This window comes from Roseovarius sp. THAF27, from assembly GCF_009363655.1.
GTDB lineage: Bacteria > Pseudomonadota > Alphaproteobacteria > Rhodobacterales > Rhodobacteraceae > Roseovarius.
On sequence record NZ_CP045393.1, the window covers coordinates 1,813,269 to 1,832,429 of the forward strand.

Sequence of the window (19,161 nt, forward strand, 5' to 3'; positions counted from 1 at the left end):
TGATGATCCGGGGACTATCCTCGCATCCGGCTCATGTCAGGGTCAAACAGATGCTCTGTCAGCAGTCTCGCCGCGCACATCTCGCCCAGGATCTCGATCTCGGCCTGCAAGCCCGGTTGGGCGTGTTCGGCCGGTATCAGCGCCAGCGCGACGGATTTTCCGGCGTGGTGCGAATAGCCGCCCGAGGTGCAGAAGCCCTGCACGGTCCCGTCGATCCAGACAGGTTCATACCCGTTCACATCGGCATCCGTGGCCTCCACCTCGAACGCCACCAGCGCACGCTTGGCGCCTTCGGCCCGCTCTGTCTCGGCCGCCGCGCGCCCGTTGAAATCGGCGTTTTTCCTGAAACTGATGAAGCGATCCATCCCGGTCTCGCCCGGCGTGTAATCGGGCGAAAACTCCGACAGCCACGAGCCGAAGAAGCGGTCCAGCCGCAGCGACATCATCGCCCGCATCCCGAAAGGTTTCAGGCCGAAGCCCTTGCCCTTGCTCCATAATTCGTCCCACAGCGCCCGCTGCGCCATCGGATCGCAATAAATCTCGAACCCGAGGTCGCCGGTATAGCTCACGCGCTGCACGAGGCAATCGACCATTCCCACGGTGATCTGCCGCAGATCCATGAACGCCATGTCCGAGATATCCGCCCGCGTGCAGGCCGCCAGCAGGTCGCGCGACTTCGGCCCCGCCAGTTGAAACCCGTTCAGCCGGTCCGAGATATTTTCAACGCGCACACCCTCCGCCGCGTTCTGCTCGAACCACCGCATGTGATAGGCCTGCGCCCCGTAGGAGGCGGTCAGCTGGAACGCCTCGTCCGACAGGCAGGACACCGTGAAATCCCCGATCAGCCGCCCCGCATGCGACAGCATCGGCGTCAGGCTGATGCGCCCCGGTTTCGGGATGCGCCCGGCCATGATCCGGTCCAGCCAATCGCGCGCGGCGGGGCCGGTCACCAGGTACTTGCCGAAGTTGTGCACCTCATTGATTCCAACAGCTTCGCGGACGGCCTTCACCTCGCGCGCCGCGGCCTCCCACGCGTTCGAGCGGCGGAAACTCGGCGTCTCGAACCGCGGCTCGTCGCCTGTCGCGAAGTAGTTCACGACCTCCAGCCCGAATTGATGCCCCCAGACCGCGCCCATGCCATCGAAAATGTCGTACATCGGCGTCGTGCGGAAGGGGCGCGCGGCGGGCAGTTCCTCGTTCGGGTAGCTGACGGAGAACCGTTTCTGGTAGTTCTCAATCACCTTGGGCAGGGTATAGCCCGGCGTGATCCAATCGCCGTAACGCGCCACGTCCATGGCCGAGACATCCCGCTCGCATTCTCCCTCGACCATCCACTGCGCCAGCATCAGGCCCACGCCGCCGCCCTGGCTGAACCCGGCCATCACACCACAGGCCGACCAGTAGTTCCGCAGACCCGGCACCGGCCCGACCAGCGGGTTGCCGTCCGGCGCAAAGGTGAACGGCCCGTGAATGACCGATTTCACCCCGGCACGTTCCAGCGCGGGGAAACGTTTGTAAGCAAAATCAATGGAGTGCTCGATCTTGTCAAAGTCGTCGGGCAACAGTTCATGGCCAAATTCCCACGGCGTGCCGTCCACCGCCCAGGCGCGGCAGGGCTGCTCGTAGAAGCCGATACATAGCCCGCGCCCCTCCTGCCGCAGATAGCTTTCGCCCGCGGGGTCCATCACGTGCGGATGCTCTCCGCCCGCATCGATGATGGCAGCGATTTCGGGCACCTCCTCGGTCACAAGGTACTGGTGCTCCATTGGGTAGATCGGCACGTAAACACCTGCCATCGCGCCCACCTCGCGTGCCCACAGGCCGCCGGCATTGACCACATGCTCGGCCAGGATCGTGCCTTTCTCGGTCACGACTTCCCAAGTCCCATCCGGTTTCGGGTTCGTTTCCAATACCTTGCAGTGCGTCTCGATGGTGGCGCCGCCCATGCGCGCGGCCTTGGCATAGGCATGGGTTGTGCCCGACGGGTCAAGGTGACCGTCCAGTGGATCGTAAAGCGCCCCGATGATGCCGTCGGTATTGGTGACCGGCGCGATCTTGCGCACCTCCTCGGGGCCGACGATCTCTGTCTCCAGCCCCATGTATCGGTGCTTGGCCCGCTCAGCGAGCAGCATGTCGAAGCGATCCTTGTTGTCCGCCAGCGTCACGCCGCCCACGTGGTGCAGCCCGCAGGACATGCCGGTGATCTCTTCCAACTCCTTGTAAAGCTTGATCGTATAGCCCTGAAGCGCGGCCATGTTGGTGTCGCCGTTCAGCGTATGAAAGCCCCCGGCGGCATGCCAGGTCGAACCGGAGGTCAGGTCCGACCGCTCGATCAGCATCACGTCCGACCAGCCCAGTTTCGTCAGGTGGTAAAGCACGCTGCATCCGACAACGCCGCCGCCGATCACGGCCACTCGGGTGGTGGTTTTCATGGGGATTCCTTTCAGTCCGCTGTTGCGACCAGACTGTATGACTGCCGTCGGGCGGCATGTCCGTTTGCGACGGGTTTTGTCGTAAAGAGAAGGCGCACGCGACACCTGCCTGAGACGTTCAATCGACCGGCGGTGGCAGGGCAGGATATGCTGCATGATCCGATCGGCAAAATAATCTGTTAACAAAACGTTAATTTTTCACTAGATTTCCTGCATTCAAAGGATTTCTCATGCATTTCAAATCATTAGTCATTGCTTCTCTTTTGGCAGCCTTAACCTCATTTGTTCAGGCCGCGCCTGTATCCTTGCCATCCGGTGAAGTGCCAAGTCCCTCCGAACGTATCTTTGCGCTGGGGAAAGACAGGATCATTCGCGCCGCCTGCTGCAAGACATGCCGAAAAGGCAAGGCTTGCGGCAACAGTTGCATCAGCCGCGAGAAGAACTGCCACAAAGGCGTGGGATGCGCCTGCGACGGGTAACATACGCCCGACTTTAATCCCCTGACGCAAACCGAAATCCCCTGTCGGAAACGACAGGGCAAAATGCCTCCACACGACCGATGATGTCGGGAACCGACACACGCGCGCGGCCCCGCTGGGGCAGTGTACCGCCAAACAGCGAAATGGGAAGCAACATGAAAACTCACGCACAGGCCGTTGTCATCGGAGGGGGCGTTATCGGATGCTCGGTGCTCTATCACCTGACCAAGCTGGGATGGACCGATGTCGTCCTGCTCGAGCGTGACGAGCTGACCTCCGGTTCGACCTGGCACGCGGCGGCCAACATCCACGGCCTGCATGACAGCGCCAATATCAGCCGCCTGCAGCACTACACGATGAACCTCTACAACAGCCTGGAAGAGGAAACCGGCCAAAGCTGCGGCGTCTTCCAGCCCGGCTCGCTCTACCTCGCGCAGACCGAAAACCGCGAGCACCAGCTGAAACTTCAGGCCGCCAAGGCCGAACTCTACGGCATGAACTTCTACGAGATCACCCGCGAAGAGGCCGAGGAAAAGCACCCGCTGGTCAATTTCGAGGGCATCCGCTGCATCATGTGGGAACCCGATGGCGGCAACGTTGACCCCTCGGGCGTGACCAACGCCTATGCCGTGGGCGCCCGCCAGCGCGGCGCGGAGATCCACCGCTTCACCCCCGTCACCGCCACCGTGCCGCAACCGGACGGCAGCTGGATCGTCGAGACCCCCAAGGGCGAGATCCACACGCAATGGGTCATCAACTGCGCCGGTCTCTGGGGCCGCGAGGTGGCGAAAATGGCGGGCATCGAAGTGCCGCTGCAACCCACCGAACACCAGTATTTCGTGACTGAGACCATCGCCGAGATCGACGGCATGGACCGCCGCCTGCCGTCCGTCGCCGACCGCGACGGCGAATATTACCTGCGGCAAGAGGGCAAGGGCCTGCTGATCGGTGCCTATGAACGTGACATGCGCTTCTGGGCCGAGGATGGCACGCCGCTCGACTTCGCCCATGACCTCTTCCCAGACGATCTGGAACGCATCATGGAAAACGTGATGCGCGCGATGGACCGCGTCCCGGTCGCCGCCGAGGCGGGCATCAAGCGGGTCATCAACGGCCCGATGATCTGGTCGCCCGACAGCAACGTGATCCTGGGCCCCGTGCCGGAGCTCAAGAACTACTTCATGGTCGGCGGCATCATCCCGGGCTTTTCGCAATCCGCCGGCATGGGCCTGATGGTCAGCCAGTGGATCGTCGAGGGCGAGATGAAATACGACATGTTCGCCTGGGACATCGCGCGCTTCGGCCTCTGGGCCAACGACCGCAAGTTCGTCAAGGCGAAGGTCGAGGATGTCTATGCCCACCGCTTCGCCATCCATTACCCCAACGAGGAACGCGCGGCGGGCCGCCCCCTGCGCACGCGCCCGGTCTACGAAATGCAGAAAGAGATGGGCGCGGTCTTCGGCCTGAACTACGGCTGGGAACATCCGCAATGGTTCGCCGATGCACCCGGTACCAAGGACACCAACGGGTTCATCCGCCAGAACTGGTGGGCGCCGGTGGGCGAGGAATGCAGGATGCTGCGCGACCGCGCGGGCATCATCGATATCTCCAACTTCGCCAAGTACCACGTCAAGGGGCCGGGGGCCGAGGAGTGGCTGAACGCTGTCTTCGCCAACCGGATGCCCAAATCGGTGGGCCGCTCCTGCCTCACGCCGCTCATCGGTGTGCGTGGCGGCATCGCGGGCGACGCGACCGTCACGCGTGTGGCCGAGGATGAATTCTGGGTCGTCTCCTCGGGCATGGCCGAACGCTATCACAAGCGGTTCTTCGACATGGTGCCATTGCCCGAAGGCACCACCTTTGAGTCCAAGACCGAGGCCATGTGCGGCTTCAACGTCGCCGGACCGAAGTCGCGCGAGATGCTGCAGCGCCTGACCAACGAAAGCCTCGCCACCGAGGATTTCCCCTTCATGCGGTCCAAGATGATCGACATCGCGGGTGTGCACTGCCTCGCCCTGCGGGTCAGCTTCACCGGCGACCTGGGGTGGGAGCTGCACTGCAAGACCGAGGACCAGGAAAAGCTTTACCAAGCCCTTCTGGACGCGGGCAAGGAGTTCAACGCAGGCCCCGTGGGCGCCCGCGCGCTCATGTCGATGCGGGTCGAAAAGGGCTATGGCTCGTGGAGCCGGGAATACAGCCCCGAATACTTCCCGCACGAGGTTGGCTTCAAGCCGCTCTGCAAGATGGACAAGGACTTCCTCAACAAATCGGCGGCGGAAAAGGCCATGGCCGAACCCACGCGCGAGGAACTGGTGCTGATCCACATCGACGAGGAAGACACCCATGCCTCGAACGCCGACGCCACGGGCGGCGAGCCGATCCGCGACGCGAATGGCAAACCCGTGGGCCGCGTCACCTCGGGCACCTATGGCTATACCGTGGGCATGAGCCTTGCCCTGGGTTACGTCAGGTCCGGCACGGTCAAACCCGGCGACGACGTGCAGGTGATGGTGCTGGGCCGCCCGCACAAGGCCCGCATCCTGCACGAGCCGCCGTTCGATCCCAAGGGCGAAAAGCTGCGCGCCTGAAACGCGGATTGCCTGCGCCGGTCGGGGGGCTTCAAACCTGGCCTGGCGCAGGTGGATGACGCCCGTTGTCCCGCAGGCGAGGGAGCCGGCGCGGGCGTCTTGAGCGAGGGTTCAACGGGTCTCCAGCAGGCGGCTCGTCCGGTTCTGACGGAGAACCTTCGGCATGGCGCATTGTCGGGATGCCGCACTCGTGCGACGCCCTCGGGGCGACGGGCGCGGGGCTTGATCGCCGACAGGCGTGGGTTTTCACCCACCCTACGCCCGGCAAGCTCCGGCCCGAAGCCGCGTCGCAGCTTACCCGCGCCGCCGCCGGTTGCGCCGCGCCGGGCGGGGCGTGTCGCCGCTGTCGTCTTCGGTGCCGTCCACGTCGGACGAAAAAGCCCCCAGCGCCTCGGTGATCTGTTCCAGCGTCGGGCGCGTGCCGCGCGGGCGGCTCTCCAGCGCCTCGCGCATCTTCGACAGGTGCTCGGGCATCGTGCCGCAGCAGCCACCGATGATGGTCGCGCCCGCGTCGCGAGCCAGGACCGCGTATTGCGCCATCAGCTCCGGCGTGCCGTCATAATGAATATGCCCATCCACGTATTTCGGGATGCCCGCATTGCCCTTGGCCACGATCGGGCGCTCGGTGCCCTGGGCCACGAATCCCAGCACCGTGCGCATCAGGTCCGATGCGCCCACGCCGCAATTGGCCCCGAAGGCCAGCGGCTTGTGGTCCAGCTTTTCGACCATCGTCGCCATGTCGGCCGAGGTCAGGCCCATCATCGTGCGCCCCGCGGTGTCGAAGCTCATCGTGCCGCACCAGGGCATGTCGGCCAGCCGGAACGCTTCCGCCGCGGCCTTGTATTCTTCCGGGGCGCTGATGGTCTCCAGCCACAGCACGTCGGCGCCGCCTTCCTTCAGACCGTCGGCCTGTTCGTGAAAGATCTCCACCGCAAGCTCGTGGGTCAGCTTGCCCATCGGCGCCATGATCTCGCCGGTGGGGCCGACCGAGCCTGCCACGACCACCGGACGGTCGCGCCGGTCCGCCACGTCGCGGCCGATTTCGGCGGAGATGCGGCTCAACTCGCGGGCGCGTTTTTCGGCACCGTGCAGCTTCAGGCGGGCGGCGTTGCCGCCGAAGGAATTGGTCAAGAACAGGTCACTGCCCGCGTCCACCGCCTCGGCGTAAAGCCGGGTGATCCGGTCCGGATGCTCGACATTCCACATCTCCGGCGCATCGCCCGAGCCGAGCCCCATGTTGAAAAGATTGGTGCCCGTTGCCCCGTCGGCAAGGATCCAGTCCCGCTCGGCGATCATCTTGCTCAATGCGTTGGTCATGCGCAGCCCTTTGTGGTCTCGCGCAGGAAATCTCATACATTCCTTGCCTGCGCAAACCCAAAATCTTCATCATCATTCTGAGCCGGGATACCATCGGCCCTGGACGCCTCGGCCTGGCCCGAGCGAGACGCGGGCCGCCGTATCGCCAGCCAGAGGTCCAGCAGGCCCAGCCACAGGCCCGCACGGCTGCGGGCAAGGGCGTAGCGTGGCACGCGGATCGCGCCGAAGCTGGCCTTGAACTGCGCCAGGCCGGACGAAGGCGCGAACCGCGCGGCCAGACGCGCCACGGGGCCGTTTTCCGGGGGCAGGGCCGCCAGCGACAGCTGTGCGACGCCGGCCTCGCGGGCGGCGGCGATACCGGCGGTGACCAGCGCGTGCATGGTGCCCTCGGGCGCATCGTCGCCCGTGCGCATCAGGTCCAGGCACCAGTCGCGCCGTCCGGTATGGAAGCTGGCAAAGCCGATGACGCGACCGTCCTGGCGCGCGATGAACACCGCCTGGTGGCTCAGGTAGACCGGGCAGAAGCGGCCCATCGTCATGCCGCGGGCCGTGCCTTGGCGCGCTTGCCATGCGGCATCCGTCTCGCGCATCGCGGCCAAGGGCAGGCGGGCGCCCCGCGCGACGCTCACCCCGGACTGGTCGGCCCGGCGCAGTTTGCGGCGCAGCTGTCGATAGGCGCGGCCCTCGGGGCGGAACCCGGCCGGGTGCAGCACCATGTCGTCGGCGACATGCAGCGCCCGCCATCCCAACCGCCGTGCCGTGGCGGCCAGCCTCGCATCGGCCTTGTAGACCAGAGGGACGAGCGATTCTTGTCCGGCATGGCGTCGCAAAAGCGTCAGCGCGTTGCGCGATCCGGCGGCCCCCGGGGCGGCAAGCGGACCGAACAGCAGGCACAGCGTCTGGCCCGGGCGGATCACCGGCAGCAGCACCGTGCCGAGCGCCACGATTTCCGCACCGCTCTGGCGGCACAGGCCAGCCTCGGCCATGCACGGCCCGCTCAGGTCGGCCTCGCTCAACGGGCGGCGTATCGTGCCGGGCCGGGCTCCGGCCCGCAGCGGTCGCATCAGCAGCGCCCCCGCCAGCACCGCCGGCAACGCGTAATAGACCAGCCGGAACGCCACGATGGCACAGAGCAGCTCGGTGTCCGGAACCTGCGGCAGAAGCGCCACCAGCACCAGTTCGAACGGCCCCAGCCCGCCGGGCGTGCCGCTCAGGAGCGCCGCACCGAGCGCGATCATGTAGATCGGCAGCAGCGCCGCGAACGAGACCGCCATGCCGTCCGGCATCAGGCACCACAGCGCCAGCGCCGCACCCAGCGTGTCGATCAGCGTCAACCCGGCGATTGCCCCCAGCGCACCCAGGCTGGGCATCCGCAGGGTCAGCGCCCTCAGCCGGATGCGCGGGTGAAGAAAGACCAGGACCCCGCTGACACCGAACACCAAAATCAGAAGGGCGGGCAGGGCGGGTGGAAAGAGCCCCCGGGGCGCGAAAAGCGCGACCAGCCCCAACGCAAAGCTGAGCCCGATCAGGAATGTCACCGCGACGCCGGTGGCCAGCTTCGTCGCCTGGACCAGGCTCAGCCCGGGCAACAGGCGCCAGCGCACCAGCGCGCCCGAAATCACGCCCAAGCCCACGGTCTGACCGATGGCGATCGCGGCGGCGCCGCTGATCCGTGCCTGTGCCGAGGGAAGATCCGTTCGCAGGTGCCGGTGCAATATCACGTCATACTGGCCCAGCGCGGCGAAACTTGCCGCGGTGGCCAGCAGGGCCCCGAGCCACTGCCAGGCCGACAGCTGCGCCATGACGGCCCCCAGGCCGGCGAAGGCGCCGTCCTCGATCTGGCCCGCGAGAATCCAGATGCAGATCGCACCCAGGCCGAACGGCGCGGCCACCCGCACCCAGCCTCCGGCGCCGGGCATCGCGAGGTGCAGCCCCGGTGATGTCATGTTCAGATCCTTCCCTGGCCCATGTCGGCACAGGGTAAGACCACGGCGTTACCGCCGGTTTAACGTGTCAAATTGAATGCGAATCCCGCACCGTGCCGGGCCTCGCCGGACCTTTTCGGCCCGGCCGTCGCCCGCGTAGGGTGGGTGAAAACCCACGCGCCGTCAGGTTTCCTTCATCAGCTGTTCCTGCGCCACGCGCAGCAGCTCGTCCATCTTCGAGCGGATCGTGTCGGCATCGGCCATGTCGCCCAGGTCGCCCGCGACCTTGCGCACCACGTCCTCGTGCCCGGCTTCCTCGAAATCCGACAGCACGACCTCTTTCGCGTAGGCGTCGGCATCCGACCCGGTCTTGCCCAGGATTTCGGCCGCCCACAGGCCCAACAGCTTGTTGCGCCGCGCCTCGGCCTTGAATTTCATTTCCTCGTCGTGGGCATACTTGTTTTCAAATGCGTTTTCACGATCGTCGAAGGTGCTCATCAGGCTCTCCCCGGGCAGGTATTTCAGTCCTCTAAGATATGGCCGCACGGCCACAAAGACGCAAGGGCATAAGGCCGCCTTGCCCCATTTCGCCGCATAGACTATGAGAACGCCAGATGCCGCGAGTCCCTTGTCGCGGCCCCAGATGAAAGAGAGCCCATGGCGCGGCGCAAGAAAATCTACGAAGGCAAGGCGAAAACCCTGTTCGAAGGCCCCGAACCGGGCACCATCGTGCAGTATTTCAAGGACGACGCCACCGCCTTCAACGCGGAAAAACGCGATGTGATCGAAGGCAAGGGCGTGCTCAACAACATGCTCTCGGAATACTTCATGACCGGCCTGACCAATGTCGGCATTCCCAACCACTTCCTCAAGCGGATCAACATGCGCGAGCAGCTCGTGCGCGCCTGCGAGATCATCCCGCTCGAGGTGATCGTGCGCAACTATGCCGCCGGGTCGATGGCCAAGCGGCTGGGCATGGACGAGGGCACGCAACTGCCGCGCCCGATCGTGGAATATTGCCTCAAGGACGACGCCCTGGGCGATCCGCTGGTTACCGAGGAGCATATCGCCGCCTTCGGCTGGGCCACCCAGCAGGACATGGACGATATCCTGTCGCTCGCCCTGCGCGTGAACGATTTCCTCGCCGGGGTCATGTACGGCGTCGGCATCAAGCTGGTGGATTTCAAGATCGAGATCGGCCGCGTCTATGACGGCGATTTCATGCGCCTGATCGTGGCCGACGAGATTTCGCCCGACAGCTGCCGCCTGTGGGATATCGAGACCGGCCAGAAGCTCGACAAGGACGTCTTCCGCCGCGACCTCGGCAGCCTCACCGACGCCTATACCGAGGTGGCCAAGCGCCTGGGCGTCATGCCCAAGACCAACCCGCCCGTGACCAAACCGACGCTGATCAACTAACGGAAACAAAAAATTTGGGCCAGGCTCGGACCCGGTTGGAGAAATTCAAGCAGAGCAATCCCTATTGTTGCTACTGTGGTGGAACTTCGGCAACCGAGAGCCTGGATCATGTACCAGCTCGCACGTTCTTTTACGAACGACGCCGACCAAAAGGTTTCGAAGTTCCAGCTTGTGTCCGGTGCAATTCGGTTTTTGCAAGGTTCGACAGTTTCTTCTCGCTGCTGTCGTTTACTCAAGCGTCATTTCTTTCAGGAATTCGAGATAGTAGGCTTGAAAACCTCATTTCGAATGCTGTGAAATTGTTTCCTGATGCGACGCTGCAAATCGTCAAAAACGGCAGGCGAGACTATTTCCATGTAAACGGCCTACTAAGAAAGGGTGTCAGTATACGCTTTGATCATCCTGACATCCAGTTCACCATTTGTTTTCAAGTTGCAAGGATGGTTGCCGCGCAGTTTTATGAAGCGCGTGGCGTTCCACTACCACTAGGCTCAGTAATCGACGCTACATGGCATTCCAACGCGCAGCCGATGGAAAAACACAATCTAGAGCGAATTCTGGATGCGTTGCCAAACTATGCAACGCTCAAACAAGGAAGTTGGTCCGAGGAAGCGCAGTTCGAGGTCCGCTACAATTTCTCTGAAACAGAGACGGTTGGTGCTTGTGCCTTTCACTTCCACAGATGCTTCACAGGTCTGGGAATGCTATTTCCGTCGTTAGGCGAAGTGAAGTATGAAGACGAAGATCTGTTGTTTTCGGTTACCCGGAAAGGTATCGAACCTGCGAGGGGCACTTTCCCGAGTCAATTGAGGCTGCCACAGTGAGGCATTACACATGAAAGCACGCGTACACGTCATGCTGAAAAACGGAGTTCTCGACCCGCAGGGCGAGGCGGTGCGCCATGCGCTCGGGTCGCTGGGCTTCGACGGGGTCGAGGGCGTGCGCCAGGGCAAGATCATCGAACTGGACCTGACCGAGACCGATCCCGGCAAGGCGAAAGAGACCGTCACGGCGATGTGCGAAAAGCTGCTCGCCAATACGGTGATCGAATCCTATTCGGTGGAGATCGCCTGATGCACGCCGCCGTCATCGTCTTTCCCGGCTCCAACTGCGACCGTGACATGAAGGTCGCGTTCGAGAACGCGGGCGCCAAGGTGTCGATGGTCTGGCACAAGGACACCGAGATGCCCGGCGGTGTCGACGTGATCGGCGTGCCCGGCGGCTTTTCCTTCGGCGACTACCTGCGCTGCGGCGCGATTGCGGCCAACTCGCCGATCTGCCAGTCGGTGAAGGCGCACGCGGACAAGGGCGGCTACGTGCTGGGCATCTGCAACGGCTTCCAGGTGTTGACCGAAACCGGGCTGCTGCCGGGGGTCCTTCTTCGCAATTCGGGCCTGAAGTATGTCTGCAAAGCCCTTGATCTAAAAGTGGAAACTTCGAATTCCGCTTACACCTCGGGCTATAATGCGGGCACCACGATCACCATTCCCATCGCGCATCACGACGGCAATTACTACACCGATGACGACACGCTCGCGCGGCTCAACGACGAGGATCGCGTCGCCTTCCGGTACGTCGAAAACCCCAACGGCTCGCAGCAGGACATTGCCGGCATCCTGTCGGAAAACCGCCGCGTGCTCGGGATGATGCCGCACCCCGAGCGGATGGCCGAGGAAACCCACGGCAACACCGAGGGCGCAACGCTCTTTTCCGGCCTTGTCGGCAGCCTCGAAACCGCCTGAGCGCCGCGCCGGCGGCAACCTGCCAAAGGCGCCGTCGACCGCCCTTGTTCCGGCCTTGGCGACAGCGTAATCTGAGGCATGGCCACGGGCTTCTTTTCAAGCGAGGACAGGAACGGGCGCACGCTGGGCTGGCGGGCGCGTCTGGCGCTGTTGACGCTGGTGGCGCTCGCCATCGGGGTCGTCGCCGTCACCAACAGCCTGCTGACCGACCGCTTTACCGAGAACACCCGCAACCGGGCCGAGCTGCGCCTGGCGCTCTACTCCGGCAACCTTCTGTCCGAGTTGCGCCAGAATGCCATCGTGCCGCAGCTTCTGGCCCGCGACCCCGCGCTCATCAGCGCGCTTGACGCGGGCAATTTCACGCAATCGTCCCAACGCCTCATCACCTTCAACGAAGAGATCGAGGCCGCCTCGCTGACGCTTCTGGATGCCGACGGACGGGTGGTGGCCGCCACCGACCGCGCCCGCATCGGGCAATCCGCGCGCGACGCGCCTTACTTCGTCGATACCCTGCGCAGCCGCGACAACATCTTCACCATCGTGCAGGACGAAACCGGCGCCTTCCGCTTCTTCTATTCGCGCCGCGTAGACAGCAACCAGACGCTCGCCGGCATGATCGTGGTCGAGATCAACCTGCAGAAGTTCGAACGCGCCTGGGCCGGCATTTCCGACGCCGTGCTGGTCACCGACTCGCAGGGCCGCATCATCCTGGCGACCGAGCCGCGCTGGCGCGGCCTGACCGAACAGGCGGCGCTGACGCGCGAGCCGCCCAGTTCCGCGATCTTCCGTGCCATCCAGGCCACCACCGACTGGTCCAGCCTGCCGCCCGACGCCTATGTCGAGGGCGAGGCGGTGATGCGGGTCGAGGGCAGGGTGGCCTTCCGAGGCTGGCGCATCGCCTCGTTCACCACCTATGCCTCGGTCCGGGACAAGGTGAACGGCGTCCTGGCGCTCGAAATCATGGTCTTCGCCATCCTTCTGGCGCTCGCCTTCTACTTTCTCAACCGCAAGACGGCGGCGCGCGCCTCGCTCTTCCAGCGCGAGTCGGCGGAGCTTCGCGCATTGAACGCGCGGCTGCAGCGGGAAATCGCCGAGCGCCAACGGGTGCAGGAGAACCTCGCCGTGGCCGAACAGACCCTCCAGCAAAGCTCGAAACTGGCCGTGCTGGGCGAGATGTCGGCGGCGGTTTCCCACGAGCTGAACCAGCCCTTGGCGGCGATGAAGACCTACCTCGCCGGCGCCCGCCTTCTGCTGTCGCGCAACCGCCCCGACGAGGCCGTCAGCTCGTTCCAGCGCATCGACGACCTGATCGAGCGGATGGGCGCGATCACCAAGCAGCTCAAATCCTACGCCCGGCGCGACGCGAACCAGTTTCAGCCAGTAAACATGGGCGATGCGATCTATTCCGCGCTGGCCCTGATGGAGCCGCAGCTGCGTGAACGCAAGGTCGACATCACCCGCACCCTGCCCGAAGACCCGGTCTGGGTCATGGGCGACCGGGTGCGCATCGAGCAGGTCATCATCAATCTGCTGCGCAACGCGATGGACGCCACCCAGAACGCCTCCGAACCGCGCATCGACGTGCTGCTGGCCGCGGGCGAGACCGCCGTGCTCACCGTGCGCGACAACGGCTCAGGCATCGCCGATATCGAGAACCTGTTCGAGCCTTTCTACACTACCAAGGAGCCCGGCGACGGTGTCGGCTTGGGGCTTGCCATTTCCTCGGGCATCGTCAACGACCTTGGCGGCCGGCTCACGGCACGCAATGCCACGATCGGTGGGGCTGTATTCGAAATGCAGCTGCCCATATTAAGTGAAGACTCTCAGCCCGATGAGACCAGAGCAGCGGAGTAGAAGGACATGCCGACCGCCATGAAGATCGCCATCATCGACGACGAAAAGGACATGCGCCAATCGATCAGCCAATGGCTGGCGCTTTCGGGGTACGACACCGAGGCATTCCCCTCCGCCGAGGAGGCGCTCAAGGTTCTTGGGCCCGATTATCCCGGCATCGTCGTCACCGACATCAAGATGCCCGGCATGGACGGGATGCAGTTCCTGAAAAAGCTCATGGGCACCGACAGCTCGCTTCCCGTCATCATGATCACCGGCCACGGCGACGTGCCCATGGCGGTCGAGGCGATGCGGGTGGGGGCCTACGATTTTCTGGAAAAGCCGTTCAACCCCGACCGGATGAACGAGCTGGCCAAGCGCGCCACCAACGCCCGCCGCATGGTGCTGGATAGCCGCGCGCTGCGCCGCGAGCTGTCCGATGGCGGTCAGCTGATGAAGAAACTGATCGGCGCCTCGCCGGTGATGGAACGCCTCAAGGAGGACATCCTGGATCTGGGCCAGGCCGACGGCCATGTCCTGATCGAGGGCGAGACCGGCACCGGCAAGACCCTCGTGGCCCACGCCCTGCACGCCGTCGGCGCGCGCGCGGGCAAGAAATTCGTCCTGATCTCCTGCTCGGCGCTGGAGGAAGACGCCCTGATGAAGCGCCTCTTCGGCCCGATGCAGCCCGAGGACACCCGCCTGCCCGCGGTGGAAGAGGCCCGCGGCGGCACGCTGGTGCTGGAGGATATCGAGAAACTCAGCGAGGCCGCGCAGGCCAAGCTGCTGACCTTCGTCAACGAGGAAGGCACGCCGCCCGAAACCCGCGTGGTTGCCATTTCCAACATGCAGGAACAGGACCGCACCTGCGAGGACGCGCTGCGCTCGGATCTCTTCTACCGCCTCGGCGCGCTGCGCATCACGGTGCCGCCCCTGCGGCAGCGCGGCGAGGATATCCTGACCCTCTTCACCCGCTTCTCCGACGCCTTCGCCGACGATTACGGTTGCGAGGCGCCACAGGTCTCCGCCCAGGAGGCCGCGCAACTCTTGCAGGCACCGTGGCCTGGCAACGTGCGCCAGTTGATCAACATCGCCGAACGCGCCGTGCTGCAATCGCGCCGGGGCTCGGGCACCATCGCCTCGCTGCTGATGTCCGATCACCAGGACATGCAGCCGGTGATGACGACCGAGGGCAAGCCGCTCAAGGAATATGTCGAGGCGTTCGAGCGGATGCTCATCGACAACACCATGCGCCGCCACAAGGGCTCCATCGCGTCCGTCATGGACGAGCTTTGCCTGCCGCGCCGCACCCTGAACGAGAAGATGGCGAAATACGGCCTGCAACGGTCGGACTACCTCTAGTCCGGCCGGAACCCGGCCCGTGGCCATGCGTTTCTCCTGCAACACACAAAAGGAGAGAGCAGCATGACCCGCACCGTGATCATAACCGGGGCCGGCTCCGGTATCGGCGCCGCCACCGCCCGCCGTTTTGCCGAGGACGGCTGGAACGTCGTCCTCAACGGACGCACCCGGGACAAGCTGGAAGATGTCGCCAAGGACCTGCCCGAGCGCCATACCCACATCGCGCCCGGCGACGTTGCGGAGCCTGACGATGCCGCCCGGCTGGTCGAGGCGGCGGTCGACACGTTCGGCGGCCTGACCTGCCTGGTGAACAACGCCGGCATCGCCCGCGGCGGCGCGCCCGGCGAACTCAGCCACGAGGATTTTGACGCCCAGATGCGCATCAATGTCGGTGGCATGTTCAATTGCGTCACCGCCGCGCTGTCGCATCTGAAAGAGGCCGACGGCGCTTGCATCGTCAACACGTCCTCGGTGTCGGGCCTCGGCGGCGACTGGCAGATGTTCGGCTACAACGCCTCCAAGGGCGCGGTCAGCAACATGACCCGCGCCATGGCGCTGGACCTTGCGCCGGAGATCCGCGTCAATGCCGTGGCCCCGTCGATGACCGAAACCGACATGTCCAAGGGCATCCGCGAGGACGCAGCACTTCTGGACCGCTTCACCGACCGCATTCCCATGGGCCGCGGCGCCAAGCCCGAGGAGGTGGCCAGCGTCATCGCGTTCCTGGCCTCTGCCGACGCGGTCTTCGTCAACGGCGTCGTGCTGCCGGTGGATGGTGGCCTGTCGGCGTCGAACGGCCAACCGAACTTCTCGGCCTGACACCTGCGGTCCCCGCGCCGTGCAACCGTCGCGGGGATGCCGCCTCTGTGGGCAATCTCGCTAAACGTGTATCGGTGCCGGGCCGCGATTTGCGGCCAGCGCAAGATTACCCATTGTGTTTTACCGCACGAAACCCTTATTTAGGTATGACGATCCACCCTGTGGATCAATTCCGAGTTTCGCTGCTTCAAACCCTGCGACGGGTGGTGAGGCAACCGATTGGGTCCCTCAGGGACCACGAGACGCCGGCACATTCCAAGGGATGATGCGGCACATGAACGGGGGCAGGGGCCGAGGTCCCGCAGCCCTGGAGAAGAACCGCGATGACGCGCGCGAGAACATCGATGTTCCAAAGCAAGACCCGATCCGGTCGGGCCTGCCGCGCGTCGCATATCGCTCGAAAAAGACATGACCAACGCACGCTCGCACCCCCCGGGGGGCGGCGGCCTTCGTCATGCAACGGACATACATGGCTAAGAAAATGCTTATCGATGCCACCCACGCGGAGGAAACCCGCGTCGTGGTGGTCGACGGAAACAAGGTCGAGGAATTCGACTTTGAATCGGAGAACAAGCGCCAGCTAGCTGGCAACATCTACCTCGCAAAGGTCACACGGGTCGAACCGTCGCTTCAGGCGGCCTTCGTCGATTACGGCGGCAACCGGCACGGTTTCCTCGCCTTTTCCGAGATTCATCCAGATTACTACCAGATCCCCGTCGCAGACCGCGAGGCGCTCCTGGAAGAGGAACGCGCCTATGCCGAGGCGATGAAGTCGCGCGACGAGGAAGACGAAAAACCCAAGCCCAAGCGCAGTCGCCGGCGGCGGTCGTCCAAGGCGGCCGAGGCCGACAACGGCGACGCGGTCGCCAAGTCCGACATCGAGGGAATGGAGACGATCGACCTCGATGATGCCGGGTCGGACAACGACGAGGGCCTGTCGCCCATGGAAACCGTGGCCGAAACCCCGGTCGAGGAACCCAGCGACAACGATGCCGAGGCCGCGCCGCCGGAGACGGACGAGGGCGTCGACGAGGACAACGGCGACGAGGACCGCGGCGACGAGGACCGCGGCGACCACGATCATGACCATGACCATGATCACGACGACGAGACCAAGCGCACCGACGCCTCCTCCAAGGACGAGACGATCGAATCCGTCGCCGATGACGACGACCACGAGGATATCCGGCCGCCGCGCAAACCGCGCCCGCGCCGCTACAAGATCCAGGAGGTCATCAAGGTCCGCCAGATCCTGCTGGTGCAGGTCGTCAAGGAAGAGCGCGGCAACAAGGGCGCGGCGCTGACCACCTATCTTTCCCTCGCGGGCCGCTACTGCGTCCTGATGCCCAACACCGCCCGTGGCGGCGGCATCTCGCGCAAGATCACCAACGCCACCGACCGCAAGAAGCTGAAAGAGATCGCGAACGAGATCGACGTGCCCAAGGGCGCGGGCCTGATCGTGCGTACCGCAGGCGCCAAGCGCACCAAGTCCGAGATCAAGCGCGACTACGAATACCTGCAACGTCTGTGGGAACAGATCCGCGAGCTGACGCTGAAATCCATCGCGCCCGCCAAGATCTACGAAGAGGGCGACCTGATCAAACGCTCGATCCGCGACCTCTACAATCGCGATATCGACGAGGTTCATGTCGAGGGCGAGCGCGGCTACCGCATCGCCAAGGACTTCATGAAGATGATCATGCCGTCCCACGCCAAGAACGTGAAACAGTATGGCGAGACCCTGCCGCTCTTCGCCCGCTACCAGGTCGAAAGCTACCTAGCGGGGATGTTCAACCCCACCGTGCAGCTCAAGTCGGGCGGCTACATCGTCATCGGCGTGACCGAGGCGCTGGTGGCCATCGACGTGAACTCCGGCCGCGCCACCAAGGAAGGCTCGATCGAGGAAACCGCGCTCAAGACCAACCTGGAAGCGGCGGACGAGGTCGCCCGCCAGTTGCGCCTGCGCGACCTTGCCGGCCTGATCGTGATCGACTTCATCGACATGGACGAGCGCAAGAACAACGCCTCCGTCGAAAAGCGCATGAAGGACCGGCTCAAGACCGACCGCGCCCGCATCCAGGTGGGCCGCATCTCGGGCTTCGGCCTGATGGAGATGTCGCGCCAGCGCCTGCGCCCCGGCATGATCGAGGCCACGACGCAACCGTGCCCCGCCTGCCACGGCACCGGCCTCATTCGCTCGGACGACAACATGTCGCTCAGCATCCTGCGCCAGATCGAGGAGGAGGGCACGCGTGGCCGCTCCCGCGAGGTGCTGGTGAAATGCCCCGTGGGCATCGCCAACTTCCTGATGAACCAGAAGCGCGAGCACGTGGCCCAGATCGAGGGCCGCTACGGCCTGTCGGTGCGGATCGAGGGCGACCCTTCGCTGGTCAGCCCCGATTTCTCGCTCGAGAAATTCAAGACCGCCACCCGCAACGTCAAGCAGACCGCCGCGGCGGTGGTGTCCGTCGACAGCTCGCTGATGGACGATATCGACGCCGCCGAGGAGGCCGAGACGCCCGATCCCGCCGAGGCGCCTCCCGCGCCCGAGAACGAGGGCAATGACGGGCGCAACGACGGCGGCGACGGCCAGCCCAAGAAAAAGCGCCGGCGCCGCCGCCGGTCGCGCTCGCGCTCCAAGTCGGGCAATGGCGAAAACGGGCAGAACGGCGAAACCCGCGACAACAACGACGCGTCGGACAACGACCAGTCCGAGCGCCGGGACGCGCCGCAGACGGAAGACAAACCGTCCGAGGCCGAGCCTGTCGCGGCCAAGTCCGAAGAAGCCTCCGACGAGACGCCGAAAGACGAAAAGCCCAAGCGCGTGAGCCGGTCCCGCAAGAAAAAGACCGACGACACGCCCAAGGAAGAGGCCGCGCAGGACGAGGCCCCGGCAGAGAATGCCGAGGCCGCGTCCGGGGACAAACCTGCGGAGAAGCCAAAGCCCAAGCCGCGCTCGCGCAGCAAGAAAAAGGAAGAACCTGCACCCGAGGTGGCGGCGGAAACGGCGGCAGAACCCGCCCCCGAAGCCGCCGAAACGGCTCAGGATCCGGCGCCCCAACCCGAAGCCGAGGCCAAGCCTGCCAGGAAACCGCGCACGCGTTCGACCTCGACCCGCAAGAAGCCCGAGCCGGTCGCCGCCGAAGCCGCGGACACGGGCGAGGCCGCCAAGCAAGCGGCGGACGATGATAAGCCCAAGCGCAAGGGCTGGTGGTCTTTCGGCGGCTAAGTTGCTCTGACCAAAA

The 19,161-nt window shown here is 64.5% G+C and carries 14 protein-coding genes; 10 read left to right on the forward strand and 4 right to left on the reverse strand.

What is annotated here, in order from left to right; genetic code table 11:
- Positions 1–14 precede the first annotated feature (14 nt).
- Positions 15–2,432: an FAD-dependent oxidoreductase gene (locus FIU89_RS09010; protein ID WP_152492287.1), complete on the reverse strand. Its 2,418-nt coding sequence runs from the start codon at positions 2,430–2,432 to the stop codon at positions 15–17.
- A gap of 230 nt (positions 2,433–2,662) precedes the next feature.
- Between FIU89_RS09010 and FIU89_RS09015 the strand changes: the two genes are divergently transcribed.
- A complete protein-coding gene (locus FIU89_RS09015) occupies positions 2,663–2,911 on the forward strand; it encodes a hypothetical protein (RefSeq protein WP_152492288.1) in 249 nt (82 codons plus the stop codon).
- 155 nt (positions 2,912–3,066) lie between these two features.
- On the forward strand, positions 3,067–5,499 hold the full coding sequence (locus FIU89_RS09020; protein WP_152492289.1) for an FAD-dependent oxidoreductase: 2,433 nt from the start codon (positions 3,067–3,069) through the stop codon (positions 5,497–5,499).
- 294 nt (positions 5,500–5,793) lie between these two features.
- Here FIU89_RS09020 and bmt read toward each other — a convergent pair whose 3' ends face one another.
- The 3 genes from bmt to FIU89_RS09035 form a co-directional block, all read right to left on the reverse strand.
- The gene (bmt, locus tag FIU89_RS09025; RefSeq protein WP_152492290.1) at positions 5,794–6,816 is read right to left on the reverse strand and encodes a betaine--homocysteine S-methyltransferase; all 1,023 of its coding nucleotides are present in this window, start codon (positions 6,814–6,816) and stop codon (positions 5,794–5,796) included.
- Positions 6,817–6,848: 32 nt separating this feature from the next.
- A complete protein-coding gene (locus FIU89_RS09030; protein ID WP_152492291.1) occupies positions 6,849–8,762 on the reverse strand; it encodes a phosphatidylglycerol lysyltransferase domain-containing protein in 1,914 nt (637 codons plus the stop codon).
- Between the two features lie 162 nt (positions 8,763–8,924).
- Positions 8,925–9,239, reverse strand: coding sequence for a DUF1476 domain-containing protein (locus FIU89_RS09035; protein ID WP_057796751.1), 315 nt, complete (start codon positions 9,237–9,239; stop codon positions 8,925–8,927).
- A 159-nt stretch (positions 9,240–9,398) separates the two neighbouring features.
- Between FIU89_RS09035 and purC the strand changes: the two genes are divergently transcribed.
- The 8 genes from purC to FIU89_RS09075 all read left to right on the forward strand — a co-directional run bounded on the left by purC (position 9,399) and on the right by FIU89_RS09075 (position 19,145).
- Positions 9,399–10,160 (forward strand): phosphoribosylaminoimidazolesuccinocarboxamide synthase, encoded by a 762-nt coding sequence (gene purC, locus FIU89_RS09040; protein WP_152492292.1) that lies wholly within the window; start codon positions 9,399–9,401, stop codon positions 10,158–10,160.
- Positions 10,161–10,195: 35 nt separating this feature from the next.
- Entirely contained in the window at positions 10,196–10,984 is a 789-nt protein-coding gene (locus FIU89_RS09045; RefSeq protein ID WP_152492293.1) for a hypothetical protein, read from the forward strand.
- Between the two features lie 10 nt (positions 10,985–10,994).
- On the forward strand, positions 10,995–11,234 hold the full coding sequence (gene purS, locus FIU89_RS09050; RefSeq protein WP_103761394.1) for a phosphoribosylformylglycinamidine synthase subunit PurS: 240 nt from the start codon (positions 10,995–10,997) through the stop codon (positions 11,232–11,234).
- A complete protein-coding gene (gene purQ / locus FIU89_RS09055; protein WP_152492294.1) occupies positions 11,234–11,902 on the forward strand; it encodes a phosphoribosylformylglycinamidine synthase subunit PurQ in 669 nt (222 codons plus the stop codon). The genes purS and purQ overlap by 1 nt, the downstream gene beginning before the upstream one ends.
- Before the next feature lie 78 nt (positions 11,903–11,980).
- Positions 11,981–13,756, forward strand: a complete 1,776-nt coding sequence (locus FIU89_RS09060) for an ATP-binding protein (protein ID WP_152492295.1) — start codon at positions 11,981–11,983, stop codon at positions 13,754–13,756.
- A 6-nt stretch (positions 13,757–13,762) separates the two neighbouring features.
- Complete coding sequence (locus FIU89_RS09065; RefSeq protein ID WP_152492296.1) at positions 13,763–15,097, forward strand: sigma-54 dependent transcriptional regulator; 1,335 nt, start codon at positions 13,763–13,765, stop codon at positions 15,095–15,097.
- Between the two features lie 63 nt (positions 15,098–15,160).
- Entirely contained in the window at positions 15,161–15,916 is a 756-nt protein-coding gene (locus FIU89_RS09070) for an SDR family NAD(P)-dependent oxidoreductase (protein WP_152492297.1), read from the forward strand.
- Positions 15,917–16,385: 469 nt separating this feature from the next.
- On the forward strand, positions 16,386–19,145 hold the full coding sequence (locus tag FIU89_RS09075) for a ribonuclease E/G (protein WP_152492298.1): 2,760 nt from the start codon (positions 16,386–16,388) through the stop codon (positions 19,143–19,145).
- The last annotated feature ends 16 nt before the right edge of the window (positions 19,146–19,161 follow it).